The organism is Proteus hauseri (assembly GCF_040139125.1).
Classification (GTDB): Bacteria; Pseudomonadota; Gammaproteobacteria; order Enterobacterales; family Enterobacteriaceae; genus Proteus; species Proteus hauseri_B.
In genome coordinates this window covers 52,870-68,171 of the sequence record NZ_JBEEUB010000013.1, presented here as the reverse complement: position 1 = coordinate 68,171, position 15,302 = coordinate 52,870, and the positions used below count along the sequence as shown (strand labels likewise).

Annotated in this window: 11 protein-coding genes; 5 read left to right on the top strand and 6 right to left on the bottom strand. The window is 37.3% G+C overall.

Annotated elements, in window-relative coordinates:
- Positions 1–300 precede the first annotated feature (300 nt).
- The 4 genes from ABN099_RS17720 to ABN099_RS17705 are packed head-to-tail and all read left to right on the top strand — an operon-like array spanning position 301 to position 2,789.
- Positions 301–849: a transglycosylase SLT domain-containing protein gene (locus ABN099_RS17720; RefSeq protein ID WP_135017169.1), complete on the top strand. Its 549-nt coding sequence runs from the start codon at positions 301–303 to the stop codon at positions 847–849.
- Positions 839–1,393 (top strand): hypothetical protein, encoded by a 555-nt coding sequence (locus ABN099_RS17715; protein ID WP_135017168.1) that lies wholly within the window; start codon positions 839–841, stop codon positions 1,391–1,393. The genes ABN099_RS17720 and ABN099_RS17715 overlap by 11 nt, the downstream gene beginning before the upstream one ends.
- Positions 1,390–1,950 (top strand): FlhC family transcriptional regulator, encoded by a 561-nt coding sequence (locus ABN099_RS17710; protein ID WP_023159982.1) that lies wholly within the window; start codon positions 1,390–1,392, stop codon positions 1,948–1,950. Before ABN099_RS17715 ends, ABN099_RS17710 begins: the two co-directional genes overlap by 4 nt.
- Positions 1,950–2,789: a hypothetical protein gene (locus tag ABN099_RS17705; protein WP_135017167.1), complete on the top strand. Its 840-nt coding sequence runs from the start codon at positions 1,950–1,952 to the stop codon at positions 2,787–2,789. The genes ABN099_RS17710 and ABN099_RS17705 overlap by 1 nt, the downstream gene beginning before the upstream one ends.
- Positions 2,790–2,822: 33 nt before the next feature.
- Here ABN099_RS17705 and traN read toward each other — a convergent pair whose 3' ends face one another.
- On the bottom strand, positions 2,823–5,594 hold the full coding sequence (gene traN / locus ABN099_RS17700; RefSeq protein ID WP_053083867.1) for a conjugal transfer mating pair stabilization protein TraN: 2,772 nt from the start codon (positions 5,592–5,594) through the stop codon (positions 2,823–2,825).
- 239 nt (positions 5,595–5,833) lie between these two features.
- On the opposite strand from traN, the gene ABN099_RS17695 reads away from it, so the two are divergent.
- Positions 5,834–6,007, top strand: a complete 174-nt coding sequence (locus ABN099_RS17695; protein ID WP_155405756.1) for a hypothetical protein — start codon at positions 5,834–5,836, stop codon at positions 6,005–6,007.
- 59 nt (positions 6,008–6,066) lie between these two features.
- On the opposite strand, the gene ABN099_RS17690 is transcribed toward ABN099_RS17695, so the two are convergent.
- From ABN099_RS17690 to ABN099_RS17670, 5 genes are all read right to left on the bottom strand, one after another.
- Positions 6,067–9,300: a conjugal transfer protein TraG N-terminal domain-containing protein gene (locus ABN099_RS17690; protein ID WP_135017166.1), complete on the bottom strand. Its 3,234-nt coding sequence runs from the start codon at positions 9,298–9,300 to the stop codon at positions 6,067–6,069.
- 19 nt (positions 9,301–9,319) lie between these two features.
- Positions 9,320–10,729 carry a conjugal transfer protein TraH gene (locus ABN099_RS17685; protein WP_071547980.1) on the bottom strand — a complete coding sequence of 470 codons (1,410 nt, stop codon included), beginning with the start codon at positions 10,727–10,729 and terminating at the stop codon, positions 9,320–9,322.
- 15 nt (positions 10,730–10,744) lie between these two features.
- Positions 10,745–11,776 (bottom strand): conjugal transfer protein TraF, encoded by a 1,032-nt coding sequence (gene traF / locus ABN099_RS17680; protein WP_048607580.1) that lies wholly within the window; start codon positions 11,774–11,776, stop codon positions 10,745–10,747.
- Positions 11,777–12,011: 235 nt separating this feature from the next.
- Positions 12,012–14,018, bottom strand: coding sequence for a VWA domain-containing protein (locus tag ABN099_RS17675; RefSeq protein ID WP_210814568.1), 2,007 nt, complete (start codon positions 14,016–14,018; stop codon positions 12,012–12,014).
- A 64-nt stretch (positions 14,019–14,082) separates the two neighbouring features.
- A complete protein-coding gene (locus ABN099_RS17670; RefSeq protein ID WP_135017224.1) occupies positions 14,083–15,270 on the bottom strand; it encodes a DUF3150 domain-containing protein in 1,188 nt (395 codons plus the stop codon).
- Between the last annotated feature and the right edge of the window lie 32 nt (positions 15,271–15,302).

Here is a 15,302-nt window from a genome sequence, read left to right as displayed (position 1 = left end):
GTGCCGATAACAATTTTGGTGCAGAAGAAAGAATTGTCTTTCATAAGCCATAAAACACCTATTTTCGACTTAATGTGAATGTTATTAATTTCTTTGGATTATAAGTATCATGCCAATAATTATTTTGATTATATAACGTATTGAATATATGTGAAATTTCATTCTCTCTCTGTTTACGCATACTGTAAATAAATGTATAATAAATTGCATTAGTCGTAGTTAGTGTGTTGACGACTAATGTATGTCTTACTATAATTTATACTGATATATACGTATATGCTCAGAATAAGTGAGGGGAGGATGAAACGCTTTCTTCTGTTTTTAAGCATTTTTAATGCTGCGATTTGCGAGGCTGCTGTTGTAGATTTAACTAATACCTCGTGGGAAAAGCACGCTAAACAATGTAACCTCGATCCGCTTTTACTCTATGCTATTGCTCTTAAAGAGAGCTCCCATAGAACAGGCGATAAATCCTTTGTTGCACCCCATCGCTATGCTTTAAATAACCCAATTATGGGCTCTTATTATCCGGTGAACCGAGATGATGCTGTCCGAAAAGTGCGGGAATATGTAAGCGTTTCAGCATTGACTGATATCGGTATTACACAAATTAATTGGCGTTGGAACGGTAGTAATTATGTTTCTGACCCTTCTGAGTTATTAGATGTAGATAAGAACATTGAGGTATCAGCGAAGGTCTTGTGTCGAGCGATTGAACTATCTCCAAATGATATAGCGCAAGCCATCGGTAATTATCACACACCAAATCCAGCGTTAAAGAACAAAGCTAAAGAATATGGTGAATCAGTTCTGCTCATATGGAAAAGATTGAAAGAAAATGAACAATAAAATAAATTGCTACAACACTGAAATGACTGATGTACTTTTCAGTTTATTAAGTAATTCTGAAAGAATTGATAATAATCCATTTGTGGTCGTCAATTCTGATAAAACCTGTTTTGTTGAAGATTTTTCCATTATGAGAGATTTTTTCAGTGGATTGAAAGTGCCTGCTTATATATTAAGCTATAAAGAGGATTCTCAGTCTTTATATACTAAGAAAGACCCAAATTTTAAAAAATCTCTGTTGGATGTTTCATTTTTGCGTTTAACAATGCTAATTGAATCAGCAATTATTAACAGCATGTCTGGCACAGATACTAATCATTTCTTTTGGTTTAATGATTGTCAGTCATATAATACAATTAATAAGTTTTCTTTTAAGGAAATACTGTTTTCTTTGTATTCAAAGCAAATAAATATTTCTCCAATTTACAGACCTTCGATTATATCAACTAGATTAGTCGATAGTGATGGTTATCATAAAAAATATGATGATGTATTATTCTATCTTAAATCTAGAGCGCGCTTATGTGGAAAGGTGTTTAAATGAAATTAACTATTGCGCCAGAAGATTATCAATTAGCAATTGATATGATAAAACTTGGATTTAGAAAGAATGTAATATTGTCTGAGATTCCAGCAATATCTCCACGTATGTATGGATGTTTACGAAATGATTCAGGAATTGATAATGAGGATAATGATTTTACGTTAGGACGACTAAGAAAAATTAGCACTATATTAGCTAATCAACATGATAAACGATCTGCTACTGATTTTTTACATGTATATTTAATGACTGCACAAGATCCAGAAAATAGATTGCAAATAGAAGAATTGGTTGGTGCTTATAAAGCATACCGCCATTTATTTAATGTTCATTGTGGCTTCTTTGATGATCCATTAAAGAAACACATAATTGATCCGAACTTGGCATGGCAAATCGCAACCAATTACCGAAATGGAATAATTGGTTTAACTGGCTGTTTTGAGTGTCGGCAGAAATATATCTATCTTACACACGAATCAGAGGATTCCTGTAATATGAAATGTCCATATTGCTCTGAATCTAAAGAAAATGAATTTATTAATAATAAGGGTGAATAATGAAAAGTTGTAAAATGATTACAGGGATTCTATTTTCATTAGTGTTATCCGGCTGTGCTAATAATGAAAATAGTAATTGGATATATAATAATGAGGCTTCAAAACCAGTGGTTGAAAATGGAAGTGAGGCTCTCAAAATTGCTAAATCAATAGGGTTGAATAATCTGGATGATGATGCGGATAATTACACGATCTTTGCTGTGTTAGTACCAAGTCAGAAAGGAAATTCATTAAAAAAGATTAAGGAACCTATTGTTGTAAACGATACAAAAGGGATGGATCAGTTAAGAGAAATCACCTTACAAAGCAAGAATGCAGTAAATGTAGTGGATCTTACCCTTGCTGCAACAGTAAACCCTGTTTTTGGGCTTTTAGCTTTTGATACAAGCACACCTGAAGAACGAGCACCTATGATGGAAGGTCGTTTACTAGTAACCGAATGGGGGTCTATACCGCTGAGTTTCAGTGACCAGCTTTTGAAAACGAAGCGTATTAACTCTGTCTTTGATAAATACTTATCAAATGCAATTAAAGCTGAAGTGGCTGGAAATGTTTTAGCATGTAACGCTGCTAAATTTGTATCTGTTACAGAAAATAGAACTATTTCCGAGCAGAATCTATATGTAAATGTGCATCAAGCACCATTCACTAATCTGAAGTATTCATATAATTATACGGATCATGAGTGTGTTCATTATTTACACGATACTGGTAAGTATGAGGAAGAATTCAAGAAAATTAGTGTTGAGTTAGGTCCTGAAACCGTACTGTTTTTGCCGAGCAATTTGAAAAGTGAGCCAAAAATAATACGGAATGGTCAGGTATATAAATTTAGATAAAAAAAATCCCGCTTATTAGCGGGATTTATTTATCTATTCATCTTTAACACTTAACCTTGTTTTCGCTCTTTGTCTAACTTCATCTAAATCTGTACCTTCAACCCCTCTGGTAAATCGCTCGACAGAGTTTACTCGCTTTCCATCAGCATTGAGTGTACTTCCAGAACCCGTATATTTATCGAGGTCAAATTCTTTGAAATCAGGAAGCATGTCGGCTTCTTTAAGAGTTGCGGTCCATTCAGAAAAGTCTATTTTGGTGAAGTCTACTTTATCCATATCTGCTAATGTAATTCCTTCACAATTCGGATTTTTTGTATCACCGTATCCTATTGTTCCTCTAACGTGCTCAGTGATTATTCTGGCTACCTGAGAGTTATACGCACAGTAGCTACTTTTCTTTTCGATACATGCGCCAAGAACCTTCTTAGAACACCAACTGTCTACCTTTGTCGCTAACTTAGTTTCTTTTTTGATTGCCAGTTTGAATTCTTCATCAGTACAAGCCCATATAATATTCACCAATAGGTTTGCCATTTGGTATGCCAAGTATGCATATCCGACAACTGACATGGCTGTTGTGATCGTTGATGAAAGTTGCACTACTGAAGCACCGGAGCTAGCCCCTCCGTTTTCTGCTAATGATTGAGTTGCGGTTTTTCCGCCTTCAGTAGCTGCGGATTGGAAAATAGCGTTTGTAACAGCCTCACCGAAGGTGTTTGCAGTCCATTCGGCAACTTTGGTTGTTAGGTTGTTAAGCGCTGCTGTTGTCATCGAGACAACGCCTTTTTCAGCGACTCCTTGAGCTACTTCAGCACCGGCATTTCCGACAAAAGAGTTAAAAGCGGAAATAGCAGGTTTTGTAATAGCTTCCACCGCATCCATAGCTGCTGTGCTTGCCATATCAAATAAGCCTACACCACCATCAAACAACCCTGCTTCTATCGCTAAAGCATCTGCCGCTCTCATAGTCATCATTGAAAGCTGTACGTATTCTATCCAGCTCACACCGACCGGTTGATCACAACAATCTACCCATCCTCCCATTGCCGTTCGGCATGTCAGAGCTTCACCTTTGAAAATGACACATTGCTCTTTATTCAAAGAAGATTCACCGTTGTTTGCTTCTTCTGCATCAGCACAATTAGTATCTGCCAATGCAAAAGATGCCGCATTCAACATAGCAGCCGCTGTTGCAAAATCACCATTCTCTTGAGATGAAGGACGTAAACATGATCCATTTAGACATTGTACCGCGCCGTCACAAATTAGCTTTTCATGGACTGCGCCATTATTAAAGGTAACATCTTTTCCACAATCCCATGTTTCACTAGATTGCCAGCAACCAGCAATATCACCTTCTTTTCCCGTTAAACATTGAGACTTTATAAATGAACAACCTTGCTTCTCGTATTTTTTACATGTGTTGTTAACTCCATGCTCTTTACCGCAATGCGTGATCACTTCTGCTCGCTTACAGAATGGAGATATTTTATCTAACGGCGGTGGCACGAAGTCCTCTTTACAGAGTTTGACACCATCTATGACAGCACAACCGTCTTTATCGGGGATTATTGTGTCATGACAAACAACAGTGTAATCCTGACAAAATCCTTCTTTAATGGCTTTGACTGCCTTGTTAAATTCACCTTGCTGTGGCGAACTCCAGACATCGTTAGTAAGTGCCTTTTTTTTATCAAATTGAATGCGTAATTGTGCAAAGCCTTCACCTGCACCAGTTACAGAAACTCTGTTTTTAAAAAACACTTCATCATACGGTTGGACCTTACTAAATTTTTCAGTCACATCAACATCTAATTGCTGGTCCCAACTTGTAGAAAGTTCGCAACGACCAGGAGTTTCAGGTGGAAAAACATCTTTTCCGTGTGGTCCACCCCATACCTGTTCAAGATCAGTGCTTGTACCAGCATAGATTTGCATGTAATCATCCCATTTAGCGCGGGTTATTTTTGCGCTAATAACAGCGGTTGGGTTAATAACATTCACAGACATATAATCTTCAAATATTCGGCAGTTACCTTTCCAGTAGTCATCACCTACTTTTCCTAACCAGATATCAACACATGTCTCCCCACAGGTTTTAATATTTGCAGGACCTGAATTATGAGATACCAAACCTGCTAAATATGGATGATTAACTATGTAACCACCTGTCACATCGACTGTTTTTGTGCACTCCTTATAATCAGGTATGTGCTTTTTATCTACATAATCCTCAAATACCTGTTTTGTTTCGCATTTTGAAATAGCATCGGAATATTTTTTTTCATTTGAGAGAAAATCGTTATGAACATTAAAAACATCATCATCTTTGTTAATGTCAATTGAGGAATGACGGGATGCCCCTACTAAAGTTCGGTATGCCTCTCCCTTGGGGCTTTGTTCTGTTTTAAGTTTTTTTGATTCATGAAACCCAATTTCATTTGTTTTGCTATCATTGCCATAGACGTTTGATACATCATCTACTCCCATAGCAAGGCTGTCTTTATAATAAATACTGTTAAAATTGACTGATTCACCTTTACCAAATTGTGAAGTACCTTTCGAGTCTACATTTAGGCTTGGTAATGTTTTATAAAAATTTAAAGCCTCTTTAGCTGTGTCATGACCAGCAGTAACTCCCTCCAAATTATTTTTATCTGTCTGATATTTACCTGTGTTTTCTGGAGGTGTGGACGGAACTTCAGCAAATGAGTTAACGGGTGTTATCATCACTGAGATATAGGCTATTAGTGATAAATGAGTCACCACCGAAGAAAAATTTCTTCTCCTAAAATTTTGAATCATTTTCTTTCCTCATGGTTTTCGGATCATTACATGATAAACACCTTACATTTCTATTTTTCAGGATAAATACTTAGAAAAGGGTTCTATTTAGCATGTAATTTTTTATGAAATAAGGTATGATTTAATGGTATATAAATTAATCAGTTGAGGGGGGCGATATGTCTTTTAATCACGGTTTCATATACAGACGACCGCGTTATTATCACTTCACCCGTTCGTGTAAGTGTCATGCGGAGAGAATGCAAAAAGCAGAACAACAAGCCGCAGAACAGCGTCAACACGATATTGATTTATATGGCTCTGCTTATGTTAGGAAGCGTGAAAGCGGCTCTGGTTTCGGTAGTTTTTTAGAAGATTATGGATTAGGTATTGCTATTGTCGTTTTTCTGGCGTTTTTTTTAATGCCAATTTGAGTAACGCAGATCATAAAGATAAGGCAAAAACACAATGTTTTTGCCTTTTTTTATGTCCGTTATCGCGGTTTAATTTGTTCTACTCTTGGCATTGGGTTACCTTTTGTAATAATTGCTTTATCTTCACCTGAACCTTCTGATTTTTCAGGTTTCTCTGGTATAGAACTAGGTGATAGATCTGTACCGATAATTATGTCCCTACGACTTCTTTGTGGAATTTGATTGCCATTACCACCTGCTAACGTGTTGTTGGTTATGTTTAATTGAGTATTCCCAGAACCCGTTCTTGCTTCAATTTGCACATTATTAAGTGCGCTGTAAAGTTGGTCACGGCTGGCATTACCGCCATTTTCATAATATGTATTTGCGAAATTTGTTGCTGCTTCATTTATTTGATTAATAGAAGTGGAATTTTTAGCAATAGCTGCGTATTGTGCTAGTCCGTCTGTAATATTGTTGGACTGTTCATACGGCATAGCCACTGTGTTTACTGGCTTCATAGAATTTAAATTTGCCGTTGTATCTGATTCTATGTTGTTTTGATCTGCACCCACGTTACTAACTGAATTGTTCAATGCATTCATGCTTGCAGCAACACTTGTGCCATCATTTGAAATCATTCGAGAGCTATTTTCTGATACAGAACTTCCATGTAATTGTTCTCTAGCCATCTTAGATTCTGAATAATGCTCAGACATTCCTAGTCCTGCACTATTTTTAGCTGAAACATCTTCTACATTAGTCTGTTGGCTGTTTAAGAACTGTTGGGCTTGAGCTGTAGTATTACCGAATTTGGTATTAACAGCCCCCTGAGTGCTGGAAATATTGCCTTGAACTTCCGATGCAGTATTTTGTGCAACATTCATGTTTCTACTTTCTTCGCCATTCATAGCACCAGTAGGGTTTGTAGCAGGACCGAACAATTCTCCAAAGTGGTTAACTAAACCGCCAGTATCGTTTGCTGCATAAATTGTCGCCGCGCTTTCTGCGTCCGATGCTCCCATAATGGAACTAAGCTGCTGTTGATATTCTTTTTTTCTGTTCTGGAATTCATCATTACTTAGATTTTCATTATTGATTTTGTCTACAACATTACTGTTTTCATTTGCTAAATTTGCTACCTGACCTGCGGTATAAGACTGTTTTGTAGATACAGAATTATTAGCAGAAACAGTCTCACTATATGATTCTTGGGCTGTTTCTGCTTGCGAGGCGGCTTGTCTGATACTTTGTGCTAGTTGTGCTGACTCTTGAGTACCACCATGTTTATCAAGTTGATCCGCAATGTGTTCAGCAAATTGAATATTATTGGATAAACTGGTTGCATCATTCGTTGCAACTGAGTCATTTGTCATTATGCCGGTTGTTTGAGCTCCGGAATTACGGTGAATATCGGAGGATTGAGCGCTAACGGCAGTGCTACCACCAATAGAAACTCCTTTACCACCAGCACCACCCGTTTCTGGAGAACCTACACCCATACCACCTGATACGCTTGCGTCACCGGATAAAGCCGTAATTTTGGCACTTTCATCAATAGTGGAAGATGTATTACCAGTTGTGAGCATCGAACCACTATTGGATGAATTACTAACTGTATTGCTCAAACCTGTATCACTATTGATGGTAGATCCGTAGTTATGAGATGTATTTATCCCCATAGAACTCAAAGAACTAACACCTTTATCAATAGCAGAAGTTAAAGTTTCTTGAGCTGTAATATTTCTGCTGGAAGCAGATTGTATAGCTTGTTGTCGCGTATTTGATAAGTCCAGTTTTGGAGCAGTGCTATTCCCGCCAGTTATCGTTGATACTGCATTATGTGCTGATTGTTCAGTAACTGCTGATTGCTTGTGTAAAGCAGGAGAATCAGTAGCATCTGGAGTCATTGGTGACGTATCAGGAGCACCTGTTGTTGATAGACCTTTTGTTAATCCCGTGAAAGCATAAGAGGAACCAAACACCACAAATGCGCCCAACATCGGTACTGATGCCATCATGTGCCCTGCTATGGCGATATTTTTCTGTGTAACAAATAACAAATGGTATAAATCGGAGAAACTAGAAGCACCAGAAACCAGCACTGAGATATCAGACTGTGTTTTAGTTAACATAATAGCGTTCATGATCGCCAGCAACGGTTGCCATGTTTGAATCCACAAAAGCACCAGAACGTATTTAAGGCTCAAACCTACGCCCATTAATCCGAATGCTAAAGCGAAGGCAACAAATGGCACCAGACCGTATACAGCCGCCTGTATAAAAGACTGAAGATACTGAATCCAAATTAGAAATGACGAACCTTCAGACGCCCATTTGAATGATTGTTGAATTTGCGACTGTGATTTAGCAACTGCCGCATATGAGTGATAGGCGTTTTCATTAGCGGTTTGTGGCATATTAACAACGAATGGGTACATTAATAGCTGTGCTTGAAAATCCCGTAGGTTTTTCCCAGTTGCTCCAAAAAATGTCATTGCTTCAGTCATGGTCTGGTTTGCAAATGGAAGTGAACACTGGTTCTTTGAGCCGTATGTTTTACATTTTTCACTAAACCCATTTCTTACACTGAGCACACCTTTACCGATTGAGTCAGCTTGCCCGCCAACCATAAGCCTGATACTTTTCATTGCCTCAAGACAGGACACATCATCAACTTTACCGTTTACTTCAATGGCAATAGTTCTGTTTGGGCTTGTTGCTAGTTGATCATCAAATGGCTTATTCATGATTCCCATGAAACTTTGAGCCCCTCTTGCAATATCAAATGCAAGGCATTGGTTTGTATAAACCTTTATAGCTTCCTCTAAGTGAGCACTTTTACTATCGCCACTGGACCAAATTAACGGATCTCGCATTGCATCAAACATTGATGCAAGGGTATACAATGGGTCAACGGGACCGTTTTCAGTCATGCTTGGCATTGAAAATGCCTGTTCCATTTTTCGTGTAAACTGATAACCAGTATTGCTGATAATTGATGCTGTAAAACCAACACCGAAAGGTACATTATCAACAGCCCGTACTTCGCCGGTTGTAACATCTTCAATCGTGACTCTTGTTGTAACTTGAAAGAAGCATAAAAATAGAACTACTGATACGGCAGCTTGTTGAAATGCTATGGTTCTACCACCATCAGCGGCAGATTTTATTACATATCCGATGATGGATAACAAAAAAGCGATTTTAAATGATCCTGCCAAGACACCATCGTTACTGAGCATACTAAGCCCGTTAAACACCATTGAAAGCGCCGAAGCTCCACCAGATGATGTGTATACGTGAAAATCCATTACTGATTACTCCGATTGATTATTGAGCGTTCACACCATCTGGAACGTGAATTGGTTTCGTACCAACCATGAATGTATTAAATATTTCGTTTATTCTGACTAAACCACCATGCTTAACAATGTAACCATCATGTATTTGTCGAAGGGTTACTTTTGCATCTCGTATCATTTCGCGCTGTTTTTTTATATGAGCAAAAATAGGTTCCTCATTGTTTTCTATAATTCTATCTGCACTGCTTTCAGCGGCAGTTAACATATCGTTTAAATATACGAAAGCTGCTTCATAACTAATTATTTCTGATATATTTCTGTAATAGTGCATTGCTCTAGTAGTATCTTGACCATCTATTAATTTGTAGCCATTAGTGACAGCCCCATTAACATTGAAAAACAATACTTTTTGTTTTATGTTTTCAGCAGGTTTCTCATTGCTTATATATTTTTGAAGATAGTTATATTTTTCAAATATATCTAAGAATTGAGTCTGAAGCCCATCAACCTTAATTTTCTTTGGTGCTGGAGCTATGCAGGTGTCTTTTGATGTACCACAGCCATAGATTTGAACATTTTCTTTTTCTTTTGAGCCTTTCATCAATAGTTCATAGACTTCCTCAATAGGAATGGGAGCAATTGTTTGGTGCAATATAGGAGTGGATTTGTCATTAGATTGTGTGGCTTCTTTTACAATAACCATACCAGTCAAACTCATAACTAATTCCTTTTGTTCGTCCGTAGAATTTAAAAATCCACTATTAAATCCACCTTTACTTAATAAACACCACATTACATTACCGTAGTGAGTACACGGTTTTGTTAAACCGGCTTTTTGTGCTGCCATCATTGGCGGTTGTTTACCTAACACCTCGGATTTATAGCTATTGAATGAATCCTGAATACCTTTAGATGAAAGCTGTGCAGACACTGACGTTTTCATTTCTTCGCTAATTGCACCTGCCATATCTACCATTAAGCCTTTTGATAATTGACATGAGTTGGCGGTGTATTCATTCAGCTTTTGTATGATGGATTGTAGTTTTGATAACTCCCCTCCCAGTACGGCATCCATAGCGTTAATAGCCAACTGAAATGCCAGTCCGACAGAGTTAGCCGCGATATTTCGGAGCAATTGAATAAATTCTTCCGTGTTAATGAAACTGAATGATCCAGCAAAGAAATCAATACCGGCGCATCCACCAGATGCTTTAGGTAACGTTACGTTAACGGGTGTAAGGGTTCGTAGCTGATTACGGACCACGAAGCCCCCTCCTACGTACCCCTCGCGAGTAACACTCTTATAAGAACCACCGCTGGTTGTGTTCGACATAGAGCCAAACATCTTATTTAATTGCTCGTTTACATCAGCGGATTGACTAATAGGAGTAAATCCGAAAAGAGCGGTAACAACCAAACTTAATAATGTCTTTTTCATTACGAAATTAGCCTTTTAAGGTTTTATAACTTGAGATCGTTTTTGGATATATTCAACAAATAGAATTGGGTCATTTAAAATATCGTCTGGCATATCTTTGATTATGTCGCTGTCAATATATCCATTGTGATTAAGGGGAAGTGTGCTTGTGTAATCTTGTTCAGAAATTAGTTTTGCATCTTTAGCAATCAACACAGTGCGTTCCTTCAGAGAATCACTACTGATAGCGCTAAACGAAATGATTCTGATATCTTTAGGCGGTATGGCTAATGCAATCGCCGGTACATTAGTAATTCCAAGTTTTTTGGCTTGACCGGTATCAATTTTCATATTGTTAAATTCATTTTGAGGTAGAGGGAGACCATCAACAGAAATAGGAATTACATTTATGCTGGTTTCATGACTAAATGTTTTTAAAACGAAGGCTTGCTTCTCACATAAAGGACAGTCCTTTCCTTTAAAAAAGAAAAAGATACCTGCTTTACTTGAAATGCTATTCAAGACACGTCCTCTGTTTTCGTCAGCTATTCGTGTTTGCTCCATAGCCGCAAATGAGGATGTGGATCGGCGATTGTTTTCATCAATGAACGGATCAGTAGTAGTTACCAGTCTCGCCATATCTGCATAACGACTGGCTTTGTCAAGCATGATCCGTTGCACGTAATAGTATCGCCTTACATTCTCTTTAGTCGGATTATCAATTGCATCATCTCGTAGCTTCTGAATGTTCTCCCGATACCATTTAACCGTAAATTTCGGCTCTGGTGCAGGAGCTGGCGCTGGTGTTAGTTTTGGTTCGAGTGGCTTAGGTTTTGGTGTATCTGGTTTTTGTTTAGTTGGAATGATTGGCTTTGGTTTCGCGACTTGCTTTTCATTATAGAAAAACCACCCTTCATCTTTTTTTTCCAAGTCTTGTACACTTCCACCAATTACCTGCTCAGAATCATCGTATGCTTTCTTAGGCTCTTGATTTGCCAAAGAATAACCTGTTCCTGAAATTGAAATAGCCACAATTACAGCCATAGATAAATATTTATGTTTTCTCATTGAAATTCACTTATGTTTGATGTCAGCGACCTAATAAAAATGTTTTGCATTAGGAAAACACTGTTTTTATTCAGTTTTTACATGGAAAATATTTGTATTTTATATTTGCAAAAATTATTTTTTCTTGTATTAAAGTGATAAATTTCAAGCAAAAAAAAAGCCTCCGATGAGGGAGGCTTTATAGTTGTTTTCAGTGAAGCAAATTTGGGGTAACAACGCGAAAAGTAACCTTTCACTATCGTGCTGTGACTATTAAATTCGCACACATTTGAAGTATGGATTGCTCAATTTCATTGAATTTATTGATAAATATAGTGTTTTTACCAAATATCCTCTTGAAATAGGCTTCGTTTGTCCCATCTTCGTTCAATACAAAGGTACAGACTTCTATTCCTTCGATTGTTGCTGAGTTGATGATTTCTTGAGTCTTATTATCATCATTAGGTTCTCCGTCAGTGATAATGAAAATCATCTTTTTCTTTTCCCTTGATAGAGCGATTTCGCTTATTACGGGAATCAAACTTTCAGCCAATGGAGTAGAGCCTAAACATCCTTTGTGAGTAAAAACGCCTTGAGAAATACTTGCGCGAAGCGGTGTATATCTTGGCTTCATCGTTTGTACTAGTAGTGAATTGGATTCTTCAACGTAAAAAGGAAATGCATAGCAAGCTGTTGAAACACCTGTGATATTTAACCCTTCCAATACTGCAATGACGGAAGATAATGCAGCTCGAATACGGGATGTATCAAAGTGGTATTCATGCATTGAGGAACTAGTATCAAGTAAAATAGAACAAGCACAATTTGGGCTTTGGATAACACTTTTAGTCTTAAAAATGTTAGTGTTTCCCGTTTTTACACCTGCTAATTTACTGGATTTAATTCTTGCGCCTTGCTCCTTTAACCGTGAAGTGGATGTAGTATTATCATGGACTAATTTTTCAAATGACCGGCGTAATCTACATCCTGTATTCAAACTTCTCTTAATATCAAGTGAAGTTATTGTTTGTGTGGCTTGATTAAAATTTTTCTTCCACTCTGTGTTAATAATCGCAACGTTAAAAAAATCATTAACTATTCCCTTGGAACCCATATCCTTTTTAAGTTGTTCCGTATTCGAGATTGTAGATGTTATATCTTGAATAACATTGTCATTTACACTATCGAATGAAACGTCCTTAAAAATATCGTTAAAACTCTCTGGATCTGAATCTAAGTCGTCAGTATCAGTTTCGGTTGAAACATTGACGTCATTAGGTCCATTTGAACTTTCACCCACACCAGAGCAGTCAGAGTTACCAGAACCGTCAGGGTCATTACCCTCAGAGTTACCTGAACCATCAGGGTCATTACCCTCAGAGCTACCAGAACCGTCAGGGGCATTACCCTCAGAGTTACCAGAACCATCAGGGTCATTACCCTCAGAGCTACCAGAACCGTCAGGGTCATTACCCTCAGAGCTACCAGAACCGTCAGGGTCATTACCCTCAGAATTACCGGAACCATCAGGGTCATTACTCTCAGAGTTACCAGAACCGTCAGGGGCATTACCTTCAGAGTTACCAGCATCGTCAGAGCTACCATTAGAGGGAGGTAACGTATCTTGTGGTTTGAGCTGAAGGGCTGTTGCTAGAACAATGAATAATTTTTTGGCAATCAGATTGTTATCGACAGTAGTTGTGGATAAAAGCACCATTTCTAATAATCTATCAACTTTGTCAGAAATTGCTTCGGTAAAGATTGAAATGAATTGAAGTTTTAGTTCGTTAATGTTGTTAACAACGACTCCGTTGTATTTACTTCTACCATGCAGTAAAACATAGTTTATGAAAAACGTTATTTTTTCCTCAATGGAAATGACGGAGTTAATAGGTTTTTCTGTAAAAACATGTTGTCTGACGGCATCCAAGTAATACTTGGCACCACCATAAACATGCTCCAACTTTGATTCAATCCAGATATCTTCGCAAATATTTTCTAATACACTAATATATTTATTGCCTGTTTGAGCAACAAATGAAAAATCAGTGAATTTGGCATGTCCAATTTCATGAATTAAAAAACCTAACAAAATATTACCGAAAGATGTATCAGTTGTGTAAGGAATCCCTATTTCATATTTACCACTTTCAGATACACCACAGTACGCTTCGTCAGTAGTAAACTTAATTGAAATGTCAAATTTGCCAGCTAATACATTAGCAACGATTGCTAATGAGGCTGCACTTCTTAATTGTTTCATATATATACCTATTTAAATAAAAACGCCTGAATAAATTCAGGCGTTAGTTTGGTTTCCCATATTATTAGTAGAAAAATGGAACATCCTGATTTTCATCTTCAACACTAAAGGGTGAATTTACAGGTAGATCCGAAGAAACTACTTCAGGTTCTGATTGAACATCAATTGGTGTCGGAGTTGGTGTCGTATTTTCTACAACATCTTGACTCACATTCGGCACTGTAACCGTTTGTGAGTTTTCGGCGACATTCACAATGTTTAAATCGTTTTCTGTTGGTTCAGCAACATCATCTTCATCGACTATAATTTCAATGAAATCACTATCAGTATTACCAGTTACAGGTACTGAAGTTGGTATGGCAGTTGATAAATCAATGTTGTTTGTAGTTTGTGGTAAAACAGTTAATTCCACATCTGATACATTGTTCAAATTGGTGGAGTTTATTAACTGCTTCAAAGTTTTAATGTCTGATAACGTAATAAAAAGTGTTGTTACGGCAATTGATTCGTCATTAGACAATCTCCCAACGCTTGGCAACGTTGAAATAAAGTTACTCAAATAATCACTTAAACTGCCAGCATCTGGATTTAATACAGCTAATCCTTTCAGCTTACTTGCAACTTCTCGTAACGTATTGAGTGTAGTTTGAGATATGTTTGATGCATTGTATGAGCCACGTTCCCGTAACTCAGAAATTCTATCAACAACATCAAGCAGGACAGATTCTTTAAGGCTTTGTACTTTTTCTTCTGACTCGCCTTCACCAAAGGGTGAAATATTGAAAGAAGAAAAACCAAATTGTAGCTTTTCATCTAACCGTTTGACGTCAATAACTTCGGACTCAAACAGTTTTTTTACAGTTTCATCTTCTTTATCTAACCATGAAAGAAAATCAGTTGATATAGCGGATAAAAACTCATTTTTGAATATATAGAATTGGTCCTTTAAATCATTTAGCTGCTGCCTTACGTGACTTGCAAGTGAAGTCGGCACTGCATACCCGTTCAAGAATGGAACACCATATTTTGAACAGATTGCATCAGCACCAGTACGAAAGGTACGCATTTTGTTGATTTTTGCAGGGTCAATAACCTTTTTGGTTCCGAGGCTGGCTATTGTTTCGGGAGGCAGAACTATATCTCCAGTGTTAATAACCTTAATATCTTTACCTTTAAGTGTTTTTCTTCCAGTAGTTAAACGGATACCTTCCAGAGAAAAAATTACTACATTTTCAAGAATGTTTGGGCTCATAAATTCACCTACATATTTATATATTTAAAAAA